The sequence below is a fragment of the Cupriavidus sp. 05L310 genome (assembly GCF_056398185.1).
In genome coordinates, this window is the sequence record NZ_JBFTOX010000033.1 from 15,248 (window position 1) to 32,487 (window position 17,240).

Annotated in this window: 14 protein-coding genes; 3 read left to right on the forward strand and 11 right to left on the reverse strand. The window is 66.7% G+C overall.

The annotated features are described in order from the left end of the window. Positions 1 to 3: 3 nt before the first annotated feature. A complete protein-coding gene (gene ompR / locus AC1DS6_RS23275; protein WP_006576352.1) occupies positions 4 to 726 on the reverse strand; it encodes an osmolarity response regulator transcription factor OmpR in 723 nt (240 codons plus the stop codon). Between the two features lie 256 nt (positions 727 to 982). Between ompR and AC1DS6_RS23280 the strand changes: the two genes are divergently transcribed. After that, positions 983 to 1,309, forward strand: coding sequence for a hypothetical protein (locus AC1DS6_RS23280; protein ID WP_441634021.1), 327 nt, complete (start codon positions 983 to 985; stop codon positions 1,307 to 1,309). A gap of 163 nt (positions 1,310 to 1,472) precedes the next feature. Here the strand turns inward: AC1DS6_RS23280 and AC1DS6_RS23285 are convergent, their stop codons facing one another. The 3 genes from AC1DS6_RS23285 to hpnD form a co-directional block, all read right to left on the reverse strand. Then, positions 1,473 to 2,369 (reverse strand): SMP-30/gluconolactonase/LRE family protein, encoded by an 897-nt coding sequence (locus AC1DS6_RS23285; RefSeq protein ID WP_035871026.1) that lies wholly within the window; start codon positions 2,367 to 2,369, stop codon positions 1,473 to 1,475. A gap of 102 nt (positions 2,370 to 2,471) precedes the next feature. Next, entirely contained in the window at positions 2,472 to 3,746 is a 1,275-nt protein-coding gene (locus tag AC1DS6_RS23290; RefSeq protein WP_441634023.1) for a Zn-dependent hydrolase, read from the reverse strand. A 133-nt stretch (positions 3,747 to 3,879) separates the two neighbouring features. Beyond that, the gene (hpnD, locus tag AC1DS6_RS23295; protein WP_441634025.1) at positions 3,880 to 4,716 is read right to left on the reverse strand and encodes a presqualene diphosphate synthase HpnD; all 837 of its coding nucleotides are present in this window, start codon (positions 4,714 to 4,716) and stop codon (positions 3,880 to 3,882) included. Positions 4,717 to 5,316: 600 nt separating this feature from the next. Between hpnD and AC1DS6_RS23300 the strand changes: the two genes are divergently transcribed. Both AC1DS6_RS23300 and AC1DS6_RS23305 read left to right on the forward strand, forming a co-directional pair. After that, on the forward strand, positions 5,317 to 6,444 hold the full coding sequence (locus AC1DS6_RS23300; RefSeq protein WP_441634027.1) for an efflux RND transporter periplasmic adaptor subunit: 1,128 nt from the start codon (positions 5,317 to 5,319) through the stop codon (positions 6,442 to 6,444). A 10-nt stretch (positions 6,445 to 6,454) separates the two neighbouring features. Then, positions 6,455 to 9,568, forward strand: a complete 3,114-nt coding sequence (locus AC1DS6_RS23305) for an efflux RND transporter permease subunit (RefSeq protein WP_441634029.1) — start codon at positions 6,455 to 6,457, stop codon at positions 9,566 to 9,568. Between the two features lie 53 nt (positions 9,569 to 9,621). Here AC1DS6_RS23305 and AC1DS6_RS23310 read toward each other — a convergent pair whose 3' ends face one another. The 7 genes from AC1DS6_RS23310 to AC1DS6_RS23340 form a co-directional block, all read right to left on the reverse strand. Next, positions 9,622 to 10,032: a DUF3830 family protein gene (locus AC1DS6_RS23310; RefSeq protein ID WP_035871016.1), complete on the reverse strand. Its 411-nt coding sequence runs from the start codon at positions 10,030 to 10,032 to the stop codon at positions 9,622 to 9,624. A gap of 33 nt (positions 10,033 to 10,065) precedes the next feature. Next, a complete protein-coding gene (locus tag AC1DS6_RS23315) occupies positions 10,066 to 11,256 on the reverse strand; it encodes an amidase (RefSeq protein WP_441634030.1) in 1,191 nt (396 codons plus the stop codon). A 111-nt stretch (positions 11,257 to 11,367) separates the two neighbouring features. Continuing rightward, complete coding sequence (locus tag AC1DS6_RS23320; protein WP_441634044.1) at positions 11,368 to 12,351, reverse strand: ABC transporter ATP-binding protein; 984 nt, start codon at positions 12,349 to 12,351, stop codon at positions 11,368 to 11,370. A gap of 55 nt (positions 12,352 to 12,406) precedes the next feature. Further along, positions 12,407 to 13,480: an ABC transporter ATP-binding protein gene (locus AC1DS6_RS23325; protein WP_441634032.1), complete on the reverse strand. Its 1,074-nt coding sequence runs from the start codon at positions 13,478 to 13,480 to the stop codon at positions 12,407 to 12,409. Between the two features lie 4 nt (positions 13,481 to 13,484). Continuing rightward, positions 13,485 to 14,369, reverse strand: a complete 885-nt coding sequence (locus AC1DS6_RS23330) for an ABC transporter permease (RefSeq protein ID WP_441634034.1) — start codon at positions 14,367 to 14,369, stop codon at positions 13,485 to 13,487. Between the two features lie 38 nt (positions 14,370 to 14,407). Further along, on the reverse strand, positions 14,408 to 15,358 hold the full coding sequence (locus tag AC1DS6_RS23335; protein WP_441634036.1) for an ABC transporter permease: 951 nt from the start codon (positions 15,356 to 15,358) through the stop codon (positions 14,408 to 14,410). 144 nt (positions 15,359 to 15,502) lie between these two features. After that, on the reverse strand, positions 15,503 to 17,080 hold the full coding sequence (locus AC1DS6_RS23340; RefSeq protein WP_441634046.1) for an ABC transporter substrate-binding protein: 1,578 nt from the start codon (positions 17,078 to 17,080) through the stop codon (positions 15,503 to 15,505). Positions 17,081 to 17,240 lie beyond the last annotated feature (160 nt).

Genomic DNA, 17,240 nt, shown 5'->3' on the forward strand with positions numbered 1-17,240 from the left:
GCCTTACTTCACGCCATCGGGGATGAATACGTAGCCGAGGCCCCAGACCGTTTGTATGAAACGCGGGTTGCCCGGATCGGGCTCGATGAGCTTGCGCAGGCGCGAGATCTGCACGTCGAGACTGCGGTCGAATACCTCGTACTCGCGGCCACGCGCCATTTCCATGAGCTTCTCGCGCGACAGCGGCTGGCGCGGATGCCGGGCGAAGACCTTGAGCACCGAGAACTCGCCGGTGGTCAGGGTGATCTCTTCGTCGTTCTTGGTCAGCGTGCGCGTAGCGAGGTTGAGCACGAAGTCGCCGAAAGCGAAGGTTTCCGGTGTTTCGGAGGGGGCGCCGGGGACTTCGGCGGGGCCCTTGCGGCGCAGCACCGCGTGGATCCGCGCAATCAGCTCGCGCGGGTTGAAAGGCTTGGGCAGGTAGTCGTCGGCACCCATCTCGAGGCCGACGATGCGATCGACATCCTCACCCTTGGCGGTAAGCATGATGATGGGCGTCTGGTCGTTGGCGCCACGCAGCCGGCGGCAGATCGACAGGCCATCCTCGCCCGGCATCATCAGGTCGAGTACTAGCAGGTCGAAACGCTCGCGCAACCAAAGCTTGTTCATCGCGGTGGCGTTTTCTGCTACCAGTACCGTGAAGCCCTGTTCGCCAAGGTAGCGGCGCAGCAGGTCGCGCAGACGGGGGTCGTCGTCTACGACGAGAATCTTGTGACTGGTATTTTCCATGGCGGTATCTTAGCGACAAACGCTTTCGGTCAAAATGGCTTAACAAAAGGTTACATACTTTACCGCGTGGTATGCGGGCGCGCATCTACCCTGCGTTTACACTGCCGCATACCGTTTCCGCAGCCAGTCCCACGGGTTTTTCGTGGGTTTCCGCCGTGAAAACTCACTGCCATGAGGCGGCGAGGCGGGGCTACCGGATTTCCGGCTTCCGGCGGTCCTGCTACTGCCGCTTCCGAAGCCAAAACCGCCATTATCAATGAAAGTCACCCGCAAGCGCGCCGGGCGTACCCTTTACCGCGCCGGCGCGGCTGTCGCGCTGCTCCTTGCTGCCAGTGCGGGATACCCGCAATCGCCTGGCATGGCGCACTTGCTGCCTGGTCCCGGCAAGGCCGGACTCCGTGAGGGCGGCCCGCACAACGGGCAAGATGAGGCGCGCGCGCGCGCCGGAAAGTACCGCACCGAGCGCGATCTGAACGAGCGTTTGCCCCGCGCACTCCCAAACGACAAACTTTCGCCGGACGATCGGCGCAAGCTGCGCCAGAACCTGTATGAACTGGGGCGGGAGATGTACCAGGGCGGCTAGGCCGCGCATATGACGCAGCTTGGCATAGTGCGCGGCATCCGGATATCGGGGTGCGTCCTACTTCTGCCCTGTAGGCCCGCCTGCAGCCGCCGCCAGCGTCCAGCCCGCGGCGTCCCGGTCCTTCCCAAGACTTTCCCGCCGGTTGCCGTGCCGGCGGCCTCTTTCAGGGCAGGCCGGCGTGCGGCACTTCCACTTCGGTCATCAGGATATGGCCCAGGCGGGAGGCGCGGCGCTCGGCCTCATCGAAATTCGGCGCCGCGGCCAGGAACAGCGTGGTGCCTCGCGGGCCACCCAGGGCTGCCGCGAATATGCCCGTCCCGCAGGCGATCTCTTCAGCGATATGGCCGCCGGGCATCACCCGCAATACACGATTACCGATAGCGTCGGCCACCCACAGCGCGCCTTCCGCGTCCTGCGCGCAGCCATCCGGCGCGACCTTGGCGCCGCCCAGCACCTGAGCCAGCTCGGTGCCGGCAGGCTGGCTGCCGAACAGCGCCCAGTCGCGGCGGGGGCCAAGCGAGCCATCCGCGTGCAGATCGAACGCCGAGATGCGGTTGCCAAGCGTCTCCCCAACCACCAGTGACTTGCCGTCCGGCGTAATGACCGAGCCGTTCGGAAAGAACAAGCCGTCGGCCACCACGGTGACCGTGCCATCGGGATCGACCCGCGCCAGGCTGGCGGTGCGCATGGGCGCGCCGGCCATCAGGTCGAAGCCGAAATTGCCCACATAGGCACGGCCGTGCTGGTCCACCACCATGTCGTTCACATGCCCGCTGGCCACTGCTGACAGGTCGGCATGCACGCTGAGGCTGCCGTCCGCTTCGCGCCGCAGCAGCTTGCGGTCGCGCATCGAGACGATCAGCAGGCGCCCGTCCGGCAGCCAGCCGAGGCCCGAAGGCTGCTGCGGTACCTCGGCGATCGGCTCGACGGTGCCATCCAGGCTCACCGCCATCACCCTGTGCGTGTAGAAATCCGAGAGCCAGAGCCGGCCCTCGTGCCAGCGCGGGCCTTCCAGGAAGGTGTGTCCCTCGGTCAGTACCGACAATTCGCGGCGCGCCATGCGTGTCTCCTTTGTGATCTTTCGATCTTTCGATCTTGTGATTGGATGTGCCTACATCCAATACGATTTGCGCCGGGATCGCAAGCGTGCCGCAGTGGGGTGTCAGGCGCGCGGCTGGAAATGCCGCAGGAAGTCGACGAAGGCCTCGGCGGCCTGCTGGGCGTCGTCCGCGGTGATGGTCTCGAGCGGGTTGTGGCTGATGCCACCGTTGCCGCAGCGCACGAAGAGCATCGCCACGTCGGTAATGCGCTGCATCATCATGGCGTCGTGCCCCGCGCCCGAGGGCAGTTCGTAGGCTTGCAGGCCGCGCTTTTTCAGCACCGCGCCAAACTGGTCCATCAGCCAGCGCGCGCAGGGCGCGTTGTTCACCGGCGCCACGCGTTCCACCTCGGCAACGAGGCCGCGGCGCGCGGCGATCGCCTGGATGCCGGCCACGATGTCGGCAATGGCGGCCTCGCGGATGCCATCCTCGCCAGCGCGGATGTCCATGGAAAACACGCATTCGGCGGGGATGACGTTGCTTGAGCCGTTCGGCACCTGCAACTGGCCCACCGTGCCGACCAGCGCAGGCACCTCGGCGCAGCGCCGTTCCACCAGCAGCACCATTTCGGCGGCGGCCGCGGCGGCGTCCTTGCGCATGGTCATGGGGGTGGTGCCGGCGTGGCTGGCCAGGCCTTGCACGCGTACCTGGAAGCGGCTGCTGCCTGCAATCTGCGTGACCACGCCGAGCGGCAGGCCGTGGTGCAGCAATACCGGGCCTTGCTCGATATGGACTTCGACAAAGCCATGCAGGGTAGCGGGGTCCACCGCCGCGGCTTGCAGGGCTTCAATGGTGCCCGCGCCCGGCAGGCCAGAGGCGGCCAGCGCTTCGCGCAGCGTCACGCCATCGGTGTCGGTGCGGTCCAGCAAAGCCGGGTCGAAGCGCCCGGCCAGCACGCTGCTGGCCAGGAAGCTGGTCTTGAAGCGCAGCCCTTCCTCTTCGGCGAAACCCACCACGTCAAAGTGATAGGGCAGGCGGATGCCGGCGGCATTGAGCGCGCCCACCACGGCAACCGGCAGCAGGATGCCGAGCCGGCCGTCATAGCGGCCGCCGTTGCGCACCGTGTCGAAGTGCGAGCCGGTCATCAGCACGCGCGCCGCATCGCCCACGGCCGGGTCGGCGGCATAGCGGCCGATCACATTGCCGATGGCATCGATGCGAACCTGCATCCCCGCCGCCTCCATCCATTCGGCCAGCCGCGCCTGCGCGGCGCGGTGGGCGGGCGTCAGGTAGGCGCAAGTCAGGCCACCCTCCATGTCCGAGAAGCACGCCAGGGCGGCAGCCTGGTCAAGAATGGCCTGGCCAAGCGGAAAGGGGGGCTGGGGAGATTGGATCATGGCAGTTGCGCGGAAGGGAAGGCAGAGACAATGCGGAAATCCTCACGCCCGGAAGCGGGCGTGAGGACTCGTGATGATACCCGGAGGCGGGCCGCCAGGAGCCCGTCGCGCCCGGCTGGCACTCAGGCGGCAGTCAGCGATTGCCCATCCAGGTCTTCCATGCGATCCAGAGCTTGCGCATCGGCGTCAGCGAGATGCGCTGGTTCAGTACCTGGAAGCCGCTGGCCTCGACTTCATCAAGCAGTGTCTGGTAGATCGCGCCCATCACCAGGCCGGCGCGCTGGGCGCGGCGATCGGCGCGGGGCAGCAGCGCCAGCGCTTCCCGGTAGAGTGTGCGAGCCTGTTCGGCCTGGTGGCGCATCAACGTCACGAAGCGGTCCGAATGGATGGCCTGGTTGATCTCGGACACGGGTACCTCGAAGCGCTGCAGCGTGTTGACCGGCAGATAGATCCGGCCGCGCCGGGCGTCCTCGCCGACATCGCGCAGGATATTGACCATCTGCAGCGACAAGCCCAGCTTTTCCGCGAATTCGAGCGTGCGCGCATCTTGATAGCCCAGGATGCGCGCGCTCATGGTGCCGACCACGCCGGCCACGCAATGGCAATAGCGCGCGAGCGCGATGTCATCAAGGTAGCGCGACTGGGTCAGGTCCATCTCCATGCCTTCGAGCACTTCGCCGAACATCGACTGCGTCAGGCCGTACGCCTGCACGTGCGGCTGGAGCGCCTTGGTGACGGGGTGGGTGGGTGCGCCATTGAACATCTGGCCAAGCTCACTGCGCCACCAGGCGAGCTGTTGGTGGGCAACGCTGGCGTCCTGGGTGTCGTCCACCACATCGTCGACTTCCCTGCACCAGGCGTAGAGCGCGGTGATGGCCTGCCGCCGCTCCGGCGGCAGGAACAGGAAGCTGTAATAGAAACTGGAGCCGCTCTGCGCGGCTTTTTCTTGGCAATACTGATCGGGCGTCACGCCGGTCTCGGGTCGGTGATTGGGGGGGCTTTATGACTGCGGGCGTCGCCGCGGCCTGTCTGGCGGAACATGGGGGCCGGCCTGGGTGCAACCGGCAGCACGCGTTTTCGCTGGACGCGCCATGGCAGCGCCAAGAGCCGGCAACGTGGGCGAAAGCCGCCCCGCGATCCGTGGCGAGGCCGCGCGAGCGACGGGCCGGATTGTAGCATTTGCCCTCTAATGGCCTTGCGGTGCGTCATCGGCGCCAGCCAGCAGCGATGGCTGGCGCGGCAGGCTGCGCGCCAGCCGGCAACAATGGCGTCTGCGACGTTACGCCGCGCCGCGCCCCGATTTTTTGCGCCACATTGGCTCGCCGGCGTGTTTGTCACCTGAATAGTGCTTTTTTCGTTGCATGTTCTTCCGGTGTGGTTTGACGCCTTCGGGTGGTCCCCTATATATTGCTGACCGGCGAGTTATTAATTAACGCGCCGCCTTCCGCAGTGCCCGCTGTTTCACCGATTCCTCGCTTAACTCATGCCAGTGCCTTCTCCCAGGCCGGAAGTTGCGGCCGTCGATGTGCCTTTTTCCACTCTGGTGGATGCCAGCGGAGCTGCTGCGGCGATGGCGGATACCGCTCGCCGCGCGCTGCCGGCCCGCGCGCGGCTCATGGTGCCGGTACTTGCCGGCTTGCTGGTGCTGGGTGGCTGTAATCGCCAGCCCGAGCGCCCACCTGAAATCCGCCCCGTGCGGTTGATGCAGGTGCAGCCCGGCGCGGGCAAGACCGATCTCGAGTTCTCCGGCGACGTGCGGCCCCGGATCGAATCACGGCTGGGCTTTCGCGTCGGGGGCAAGATCGCTGCCCGCCTGGTCGATGTGGGCGCCACAGTCCGCAAGGGCCAGCCGCTCGCACGGCTCGATCCCACCGACCTGAGCCTGGCGGAAGCGGGCTCGCGTGCCCAGTACGACGCGGCCAGGACCGATCGCGACCTCGCCGAGGCCGATCTCAAGCGTTACAACGAGCTGTTCGCCAAGAAATTCATCAGCGCCGCCGAGCAGCAACGTCGCCAGGCCACCTATGACTCCGCCGTCTCCCGCCTGCGCCAGGCCGAGGCAGGGCTGCGCAACCAGTCCAACCAGACTACCTATGGCGTCCTGACCGCCGACGCCGACGGCGTGGTGACGCTGATCGAAGCGGAGGTTGGCCAGGTAGTCGCGGCAGGCCAGTCGGTTGTCCGGGTGGCGCAAACCGCCGAGAAAGAGGTGGCGGTCGGGTTGCCGGAAGATCAGGTCGAGCGCCTGCGGGGCATTTCCGACGTGACGGTGCGGACCTGGGCCGAGCCCGGCCGTCCCCTGCCAGGCCGCGTGCGGGAGATATCCCCGATGGCCGACCCGGTTACGCGTACCTATGCGGCCCGCATCAGCGTGCCCAACCCGCCGCCGGACTTCAAGTTCGGCATGACCGCCGTGGTGACATTCACCCGCACCGGCGACAACGCCACGCTGCGCGTGCCGCTTTCCGCGCTGCTGCAGCAACAGGGTAGCAACCAGGTCTGGGTGTATGACGCTGCCAAGGGCACCGTGCAGCCGGTCGCGGTCACCCTGGGCGAACTGCAGGGCAACGAGGTCCAGGTCAGGCAGGGGCTGTCCGCCGGGCAAACCATCGTCACCGCGGGCGTGCACCTGCTCAAGCCCGGCCAGAAAGTGAGGCCGCTGCAGGCGGTGGCGTCCGCGCCGGCCGTGCGCAACTAGGGCGCGCAGCATGGACCATTCCCGTTTCAATCTCTCCCGCTGGGCCCTGGAGCACCAGCCGCTGACCCGTTACCTGCTGGTGGTGCTGCTGCTGGGCGGGCTCTTCGCGTTCTTCCAGCTCGGCCAGGACGAAGACCCGCCCTTCACCTTCCGGGTAATGGTGGTGCAGGCGTTCTGGCCTGGCGCCACCGCCGAGCAGATCGCGGTGCAGGTCACCGACAAGATCGAGCGCCAGTTGCAGGAGGTGCCCTACGCCGACAAGATCCGCAGCTTCTCCAAGCCCGGCGAGACCACGGTGATCTTCCAGCTCAAGGACACCGCGCCGGCAAAGGACACCGCGCAGATCTGGTACACGGTGCGCAAGAAGGTCGGCGACATCGCGCAGACGCTGCCGCCGGGCGTGCGCGGGCCATTCTTCAACGACGAGTTCGGCGACGTGTACGGCTCGATCTACGCGCTGTCCGCCGATGGCTTCAACTACAAGGAACTGCGCGAATACGCCGACCTGGTGCGCCAGCAACTGCTGCGCGTGCCGTCGGTAGCCAAGGTCGCGCTGATCGGGCTGCAGGACGAGAAGGTCTATATCGAATTCAACCAGGCACGCTTTGCCCAGCTCGGCCTGGACATCAATGCAATCGCGGACCAGATCTCCCAGCAGAACAGCATGACCGCCAGCGGCGTGCTGGTGACGCCCGGCGACAACCTGCAGGTGCGCCTGTCGGGACAGTTCGCCAAGGTGGCCGACCTGGAAAACCTGGTGCTGCGCGGCCCCAACGGCACCGCCAACATCCGCCTGGGCGATATCGCCCACGTCTACCGCGGCTATGTCGATCCGCCGGCGAGCAAGATGCGCTTCCAGGGCAAGGAAGTGATCGGGCTGGGCATCTCGATGGAGAAGGGCGGCGACATCATCGCGCTGGGCAAGAACCTGCGCGCCGCGACGGATGGCTTGCGCGGGCAGTTGCCGGTCGGCATCGAGCTGGATCAGGTGCAGAACCAGCCCGACGCGGTCGAGCGCTCGGTTGGCGAGTTCGTGCATGTGTTGATCGAAGCGGTGGTGATCGTGCTGGGCGTGAGCTTTGTCTCGCTCGGCCTGCATACCAGGCCGCTGCGGCTGGATGTGCGGCCGGGGCTGGTGGTGGCGCTGACCATTCCGCTGGTGCTCGCCGTCACGTTCCTCTTCATGAACATGTTCGGCATCGGGCTGCACAAGATATCGCTCGGGGCACTGATCGTGGCGCTCGGGCTGCTGGTCGACGACGCCATCATCGCGGTGGAGATGATGGTGCGCAAGCTGGAGGAAGGCTTCTCCAAGATGGAGGCGGCCACCTTCGCCTACACCTCCACCGCGATGCCGATGCTGACCGGCACGCTGATCACCGCCGCAGGCTTCCTGCCAGTGGGGCTGGCGCGTTCGACCGTGGGCGAGTACACCTTCGCCATCTTTGCCGTGACCGCGATGGCGCTGGTGCTGTCGTGGCTGGCCGCTGTCTACTTCACGCCCTACCTGGGCTACCTGCTGCTCAAGTCCCGGCCGGCCGGCGAGGGCGAGCAGCATGAGGTGTTCGACACGCCGTTCTACAACCGCTTCCGCCAGTTGGTGAACTGGTGCGTGACCTGGCGCAAGACGGTGATCGTCATCACCCTGGTGGCCTTCGGCCTTGGCCTGTACGCCTTCAAGTTCGTCGAGAAACAGTTCTTCCCGGATTCGAGCCGGCCGGAGCTGATGGTGGAATTGTGGATGCCCGAGGGCACCAGCTTTGCGCAGACCGAGGCCGAGGCCAAACGCTTCGAGGCCGCGCTGCGCGGGGACCGCGAGATCGCCAGCCTGACCACATTCGTGGGCAGCGGCGCGCCGCGCTTCTACCTGCCCCTCGACCAGATCTTTCCGCAGACCAATGTGGCGCAGGTGATCGTGATGCCGGCCGGGGTGGCACTGCGCGACCGCGTGCGGCAGCGCGTCGTCAGCCTGCTGGCGAGCGATTTCCCGCAGTTGCGCGGACGCGTCAAGCTATTGCCGAACGGGCCGCCGGTACCTTATCCGGTGCAGTTCCGGGTCATCGGGCCGGATGCCGCCGGCGTGCGCAAGCTGGCCGACGAAGTCAAGGCCGTGATGAGCGCCAACCCGAATACGCTGGGCGTCAATGACAACTGGAACGAGAGCGTCAAGGTGCTGCGCCTGGATATCGACCAGGACAAGGCACGCGCGCTCGGCGTCAGCACCACCGCCATCGCGCGCGTGACGCAGACCGTGCTGAGCGGCGTGGCCGTGGGGCAGTATCGCGATGGCGACAAGCTGATCGACATCCTGATGCGCGCGCCGCGCAACGAACGCGACGCCATGTCCGACCTGCAGAACATGCAGGTACCCACCGCCAGCGGCCGCGTGGTGCCGTTGACCCAGGTCGCGCGCATCGCTTTCCGCTCCGAGCCTGGCGTGATCTGGCGCGAGAACCGCGACTTCGGCGTGACCGTGCAGTCCGATGTGGTCGAAGGCATCCAGGGCCCCACCGTGACGGCGCAGATCAATCCCAAGCTGGACAAGCTGCGCGCCACGCTGCCGGCGGGCTACCGCATCACCGTGGCCGGGGCGGAAGAGGAAAGCGGCAAGGCTGGCGCGTCGATTGCCGCGCAGCTGCCGCTGTGCATCTTCATCATCTTCACGCTGCTGATGCTGCAGTTGCACAGCTTTTCGCGCTCGCTGATGGTGTTCCTGACCGGGCCGCTGGGGCTGATCGGGGCGGCCGCCACGCTGCTGCTGCTGAGCGCGCCGATGGGCTTTGTGGCGCAGCTTGGCATCACCGCGCTGCTGGGCATGATCATCCGCAACTCGGTGATCCTGGTCGACCAGATCGAGCAGGACATCAGCGCCGGCGCGCCGGTCTGGGAAGCCATCGTCGAGTCGGCCGTGCGCCGCTGCCGCCCGATCATCCTGACCGCCGCGGCCGCCGTGCTGGCCATGATCCCGTTGTCGCGCTCGGTGTTCTGGGGGCCGATGGCGGTGGCGATCATGGGCGGGCTGGTGATTGCCACGGCGTTGACGCTGCTGTTCCTGCCGGCGCTGTATGCGGCGTGGTTCCGGGTGAAGGCGCCGGAAGCGGGCGCGGCAGTCCTGGCGCGCTGAACATGCCCGGGATCGTGCTCGGACGGCTGGCGCCGCCGAGTACGCATCGCGCCTTACATCAATTCAAAACTCACATCCTGCGCCCCTTCCCACAGCACCTTGGTGCCCAGCGCGCGCAGGTTCTCCTTGCCTTCCACGATCGTCAGGAAATGGTTGCCCGCCAGTTGCCCCATCTTGCTGGCGAAGCAGCAACTGCCGTACGCCAGGATGATCTCGGTTTCGCTGTAGCCGCCGGGGTAGAACAGGATGTCGCCCACCGACGGGTGGCTGGTGTGGTTCTCGAAGTCCACGCCCAGCTTGAATTCGCCCAGCGGAATCCAGCAGCCTTCGCCGCTCCAGCGGACGTGGATCAGCTTTTGCCGGTAGGGCAGCAACTTGGTGAAGGCCGCCACGGTCTGTGGGGCATCGGGATTGGTTTCGGCGACAAACTGGTAACCGCCGGCGGTGATACGGATTCGGGCCATTCTGGCTCTCCTTGGGGGAATCGGGGCAGTGGTTCAGCTTAGTGCCATCACCAGCTTTTCTGCAAATGCAATCAGGCTGCGGTCGCTGCCGGCGGGGCCCATCAGCGAGACGCCGAGCGGTGCGCCGGCGCGGCCGGCCAGAGGCAGGCTCAGGTGGGGAAAGCCGGACAGGGGCGCCAGGCAGAGGGTCTGGGCGGAGCGGTTGCGGTAGGTTTCCAGTTCTTCGCCAGCGGCGTCCGACAGGGGCGCGATGTCCGGCATGGTCGGCAGGATCAGGATGCCGTCGTTGCCGAGCAGCGCCGCGAGGTGGGCGGTGAAGGCGCGGCGGATGGCACTGGATGCTTCGAACTGCGAGGCCGTGACGCTCTTGGAGAAGGCAAATCGTGCGGCCACGTCCGCGCCGAGCTGCAGGCCGTACTGTTCGATCATGGCGCCGTCGGTTTGCCAGGCTTCCCAGCCCTGCACGTAGCGGAAGGCCCACCAGATATCTTCCAGCGCGCGATCCGCGACCGTGACGGGGGTGGCTTTGCCGAAGGCGGCCTCGATGCCGCCGACCACCGGTAGCAGCGCGTCCAGCGCGGCAGGGGTGGGCATGCGGAACAGGTCTTCGGCGAGCAGCAGGCGCGGGCTGGCGGGCAGCGGCCTTGCATCGTCCCCGAGCAGCACGCCGGCCACGCGCGCAAAGGTGCCGATATCGCGGGCGAAGAAGCCGCAGGTATCGAAACTGTCACACAGGGCCAGGCATTGCGCGAGCGAGATGCGGCCGTGCGTGGGGCGGATGCCGAACAGTCCGCAATGGCTGGCCGGGGCGCGCACCGAGCCGCCGGTGTCGGTGCCTAGCGCGAAGTCGCATAGCCCGTTGGATACCGCCGAGGCCGAGCCCGACGACGAGCCGCCGGTGATGCGTCCCGGTGCCGCGCCGTTGACCGGCGCGCCGTAGTGGGCATTCTTCCCGTTCATCGAGAACGCCAGTTCATCGGTGTGGGTCTTGCCGACGAAGGCGGCGCCGGCGTCAAGCAGGCGCTGCACGGTTGGGGCGGTGGCGGTCTTGATGCCCGACATCGCCAGCACATGGGGGTTGCCCCCGCCGGTGGGGTAGCCGGCCACGTCGAACAAGTCCTTGGCGGCAAAGGTGAGGCCGGCGAGCGGCCCGCTCGCGGCGTTGGCGACCGGCGCTGCCGGGTAGGGAAGGAAGGCGTGGGAGGGATGGCTGGCCAGGTTCATGGATGCGGTTAGCGGTGTGGGAAGCAATCAGTAAAGGTGATATTGGCACGGACTGCACGGCGGGCAAAGCATGCAACTTGTGACCGTGCGCTCTTGAACGGAGCGCACGGCTCAAGCCACGGCCTGCGCGATGGCAACTGGCTCGGCGGCCAGTACGCAGCTTACGCGATGACCACCGCCCAGCGCGACGCTCTGCGGCACCGCCTGCAGGCATTGCGCACGCGCCTGCGGGCAACGCGGGGCGAAGCTGCAGCCGGGCGGCAAGGCGGACAGGTCGGGCGGCGAACCGGCAATGGTCTGCAGCCGCTGGCCCCGGTCCATGCCGTGCTGGCGGCTTTGCAGCAGTGCCATGGTGTAGGGATGGCGCGCGGCCCGCAGGATGGTGCGGATCGGGCCTTCCTCGACAATGCGCCCACCGTACATGACGGCCACGCGGTCGGCGATCTCCACCGCCGCGCCGATGTCATGGGTGACGAACACGATCGACAAGCCCAGCTCGCGCTGCAGTTCCCGCAGCAGGATCAGCACCTGGATCTGCACGGTGGCGTCCAGCGCGGTAGTGGGCTCGTCGGCCAGCAGCACCTTCGGGTTGGCCGACAGCGCCAGCGCGATCATGGCGCGCTGGCGCATGCCGCCCGACATCTCGTGCGGATAAGCCGCCAGCCGCCGCTCCGGGCTGGGAATGCGCACCGCCTCCAGCGCCCGCAGGGCGCGCTGGCGCGCTTCGGCGGCGGACACGCGGGCATGGGTGCGAATGCATTCGATGATCTGCTGGCCAACCGTGTAGACGGGGTCCAGCGCCAGCAGGGGCTCCTGGAACACCATCGCAACGGTGCCGCCGCGCAGGCGGGCCAGCCCGCGCGAATCCAGCGCGGTGACGTTGGCGCCGTTGATGCGGATCTCGCCTTCCATGCGGGCGCGGCGCGGCGGATGCAGCCGCATCAGCGCACGCAGCGTCACGCTCTTGCCCGAGCCGGATTCGCCGATCAGGGCGAGTGCCTCGCCCGGCGCAACTTCCAGCGATACGCCGTTGACGGCGCGGATGGTCTTGCCGCCGCCGGAGAAGGTGACGCGCAAATCGCGCACCGATACCATGGGCGCGGCAGTTTGCGGTTCTGGAGTGGGGTTGGATGCAGTCACGATGAGGCCCTCAAATCGTTGCAGCGAGCGGACCGGCGGCCGCCGGCAGATGCCGGCTGTGGCCGCCGTCGGCGTTGGCCATCAGGCAGGCCACGGGATGCCCGGCCAGCGCATCCGACAGTACCGGCGCGCGGCGCGAGCACACGTCCTCGGCCATGGCGCAGCGTGGATGGAAGCTGCAGCCGGACGGCGGGTTGATCGGGTTGGGCGGATCGCCCGCCAGCGGCGCGACCAGCGTGCGGCGGTCCGGATCCATTGCCGGCATCGAGGCCAGCAGCGCGCGGGTGTAGGGATGCGATGGGTTGGCGTACAGGGTCTCGGTATCGCCCACCTCCACCACCTTGCCCAGGTACATCACCATCACGCGGTCGCACAGGTAGCGGATCACGTTCAGGTCGTGGCTGATAAAGACATAGGTGAGGTCAAACTCGGCCTTGAGGTCGAGCAGCAGGTTCAGCACCTGCGCTTCCACCGATTTGTCGAGTGCCGACACGGCTTCGTCGAGGATCACCAGGCGCGGGCGCAGTACCAGCGCGCGCGCGATGTTCACGCGCTGGCGCTGCCCGCCGGACAACTCGTGCGGATAGCGTCCGGCGAAGCGCGTCGGCTCCAGGCCCACGCGATCCAGCAGGGCGCGGGCACGCGCGGTGGCTTCGGCGGCGCTGATGCCGTGCACGCGCGCCGTAAAGGCAATGGATTCCTCGATCGTCAGGCGCGGGTTGAGCGAGGAGTAGCTGTCCTGGAAGACCATCTGTACCTGGCTGCGGTAGCGCTTCATGGGCAACTGGGCCGATCCGACGCCCAGCGCATCGAAGATCAGCTCGCCCCTGTTTTGCTCGATCAGCTGCATCAGCAGCCGCGCGGTGGTGGACTTGCCGCAGCCGGATTCACCGACCACGCCCAGCGTCTCTCCCTTCCTGACTTCGAAGCTGACGCCATCGACGGCGCGAACCTCGCCGCCGCGCTGCCAGGGAAGCTTCGATTTGAGCGGAAAGTGCTTGATCAGGTCGCGCGCGATCACCAGCGGCTGCGCCGGGCCGCCCACATCGGCATTGAGCAGGGTATCGGTCATGGCATCGGTCATGGCATCAGTCCTTGATTTCCATCGCCGAGCGGATGCCGTCGGCGAGCAGGTTGAAGGAGATCGAGGTCAGGAAGATCATCGCGCCGGGCAGGGCGGCGACCCACGGCTGCGTATAGATCGCCGTGCGCAGCGTGTTGAGCATCAGGCCCCATTCCGGCTCGGGGGGCTTGACGCCAAGGCCCAGGAAGGACAGGCCCGAGGCCAGGATCATCGAGACCGAGATCAGGCTGGTGGCATAGACAAAGATCGGGCCCAGCACGTTGTTGAGCACATGGGCGCGCACGATGGTCAGCGACGACGCACCCGAGGCGCGCGCCGCGTCGACGAACTCGCGGTTGCGTACCTGCGTGGTCACGCTTTCCGCCACGCGCACGATCTGCGGCACGAACACGATGGTCAGCGACAACAACGCATTCCCCACGCCCGCGCCCAGCGTGCCCGACAGCGCGATGGCCAGCAGCACCGAGGGGAAGGCGTACAGGATGTCGACCAGCCGCATGATCACGGTATTGGTCCAGCCGCCGGCGTAGCCCGCCACGATGCCCAGCGCGCTGCCGACCACGAAGGCGATCAGCACCGGCGTGATGCCCATGAACAGTGACAGGCGGGCGCCCAGCATCAGGCGGGACAGCATGTCGCGCCCGAGTTCGTCGGTGCCAAGCAGGTAGTGCTCGGTGCCGACGGGCTTGAGGCGCTTGAGGATGGAAGCGGCGTAGGGATCCGCCGGCATCAGCACTGGCGCGAAGATCGCCATCAGCACCAGCGCCAGCAGGATCAGCGCGGCCAGCATGGCCAGCTTGTTGCGCAGCAGGCGCCGGCCTACGGTGGTCCAGTAGCCTGGCGAACGCTGCACGACAGGCAGCGCGGGCTTCGTCAAAGTTATTTCCATGGGGACTCCCGGTTTCCTTGATGGCGTCAGTTACGGCGTCAGTTGCGCTGGATGCGCGGGTCGAACAGGGTTTGCAGCGCATCGACCAGCAGGTTCAGCAGCACGAAGAACACGGCGAGCACGAGGATGGTCCCCTGCAACAGCGGGAAGTCGCGCTGGAAGATCGCCGAGTTGAGCAGGAAACCCGTGCCGGGCCAGGAGAACACGGTCTCGATCAGGATGGAGCCGCCCAGCAGGTAGCCGAGTTGCAGGCCCATCACCGACAGCGCGGTAGGCGCCACGTTCTTCAGCACATGGCGGAACACCGCCAGCTCCGACAGGCCGCGCGCCTTCAGGCCGACGATGAATTCATTGGAGAGGATTTCCGCAACGAGCGCGCGGATGGTGCGGGCCACGATGCCCATCGGGATCACCGACATCGTCACGGCCGGCAGCACCATGTACTGGATATGTTCCCAGTCCCACGCCCAGTCGCCGGAACCACCCGGGCCCGCTCCCGTGGCGGGCAGCCAGCCGAGGAAGACCGAGAACACGATCACCAGCACCATGCCCAGCCAGTAGTGCGGCATGCTCACGCCGAACACGGACAGGAAGGAGGCGGTGCGATCCGCGGCGGAATCCCGGAAGTAGCCGGCCACGAAGCCGAACAGGCAGCCGAAGGTAAAACCGATCAGCGTGGCCACCGTGGCGAGCCGGACCGAGTTGATCACCGCCGTCATCACTTCGCTCATCACCGGGCGGTTGGTGGCGATGGAGGTGCCGAGGTCCCCATGCAGCGCGCGGGTGAGCCAGTGCAGGAATTGTTCGAGAAAGGGCTTATCGAAGCCATACAGCGCGGTGAGCTGGCGGCGCAGGTCCTCGGAAGCATCGGGCGGCAGCACCGACACCAGCGGGTCGCCCGGCGCGATATGGACCAGCGAGAAGCAGAGCAGGGCGACCCCTAGCAGGATGGGGATCGCATAGATGAAGCGGCGGAGCAGGTAGAACATGATCGTGGCCGGGAAGGCAGGCGCGGGCGCCTGCCGTGGTTTGCGGGGTGCCTGGCCGATGCGTGCCGGCCGGACATTCTCTTGATTGCGCTGTGCGTGGCCGGCCCGGGACCGGCCTCGCACGCGAGCCGCGCAATGCGCTGCTTAGTCCATCGACATGGTGGCGATGTCGATAAACCAGCTCTGCGGCTGCACCACGCCCTTGATCTTCCTGGAGATGGCGCGCGGGCCGACGTCATGCGCGATCAGCACGAAAGGCGCTTCTTCCACGATGCGCGCATGCAGCCTGGCCAGCGCCGCGTCGCGCCCCTTGTCGTCAAACGAGGTGCGCGCGGTTTCGATCAGCTTGTCGAACTCCGCGTTGCCGAAGTAGCCCCAGTTGTTCGAGACCGGCGGCTGCGTCTTGGTGCTGACAAAGCGGACCATGGCGAAGAACGGGTCCATCGCCGCAAAGCTCACGTTGACCGCGTTGGCGCCGTGCGCGCTCGGGTCCTTGGCGCCGATGCGCCAGTTGGTGAAGAGCGTGTTCCATTCGACCACGTCGAAGTCGACGTCGATGAAGCACTCCTTCAGGTTCTGCTGCACGTACTCGTTCATCGGCAGCGGCTGCATCTGGCCCGAGCCCGAAGCCGAGACCTGCACCTTCACCTTGAGCGGCTTGGCGGCGGAGTAGCCCGCTTCCTGCATCAGCTTGCGCGCGGCGTCGGCGTCGTACTTGATATCGAATTTGGGATTGCCCCACCACGGGTTGCCCGGTTCGACAATGCCCTTGGCCTCGGCCATATAGCCGCCCAGCAGCGTCTTCAGGCCGGAACGGTTGACACACAGGTTGGCGGCTTGCCGCACGCGCTTGTCGAGCCAGGGCGATCCGGGCGCGAACGACAGCTGCCACGGCCACATATGCGGTTGCGCGTTGGCGTAGACCTCGAAGCCGCGGCTCTTGATCTGTGCCACCGCATCCGGTGCCGGCGCCTCGATCCAGTCGACCTGGCCAGACAACAGGGCGGCGGTGCGCGCATTGGCCTCGGGCATCGGCTGCATCACCACCTTGTCGATCCTGGGCACACGCCTGGCGTCCCAGTACTGCGCGTTCTTCACCAGTTCCAGCCGCTCGCGCGGCACGAAACGGCTCATCTTGAACGGGCCGGTGCCCGAGGCGTCGGCGGCGAAGGCTACCCACGCTTGCTTGGAACGCTCCGCCGGATCCGTCACCGAGGCCGGTACCGCGGCGAGCTTCTTCTCCCATTGCGTGGGCGAAGCCATGAACAGGTTGCTCAGGTTGTACGGCAGGAAGGAGTCAGGCTCCGAGGTGATCAGCTCAATGGTCATGTCGTCGATCTTCCTGGCTGAACGCAAGGTGGGCATGCGCGAGGCGGTCACGCCGACCTGGCTGGGATCGAACTGCCTGGCGGTCTTGTCGAGCACCTTGCCCACGTTCCACACCACGGCATCCGCATTGAACGGCGAGCCGTCGTGGAACTTCACGCCGGGGCGCAGCTTGAAGACCCACCTGGTCTTGTCCTTGGTATCGACTTTCCATTCCGTGGCCAGGTCGGCAATCAGCAGGCTCGGGCCGTTGCCCTTCGAGAGATCCCACTGGGTCAGCCCGTCGTACATCGGGATGCCGGTAAAGCGGTTGCCTTCGAAGCCCTGGTCGGGCTGGCCCAGCGTGCGCGGGATGTCAGCGGCGGTCATGCCGATGCGCAGCACCTTCTCGGCCATCGCCGTGCCTGGCAACGCAAGCAGGGAGACGGAGGCAATGGCAGCGGCGGCAGCGAAGGTTTTCAGGCCGGGTTTCACGCTTCTTACGGAGTCGGAAGAAAAGACGGTCACGGGCAAAGCTCCTGGGTGGGGGAAGGGAAGACGAAGGCAATCAAGCAAG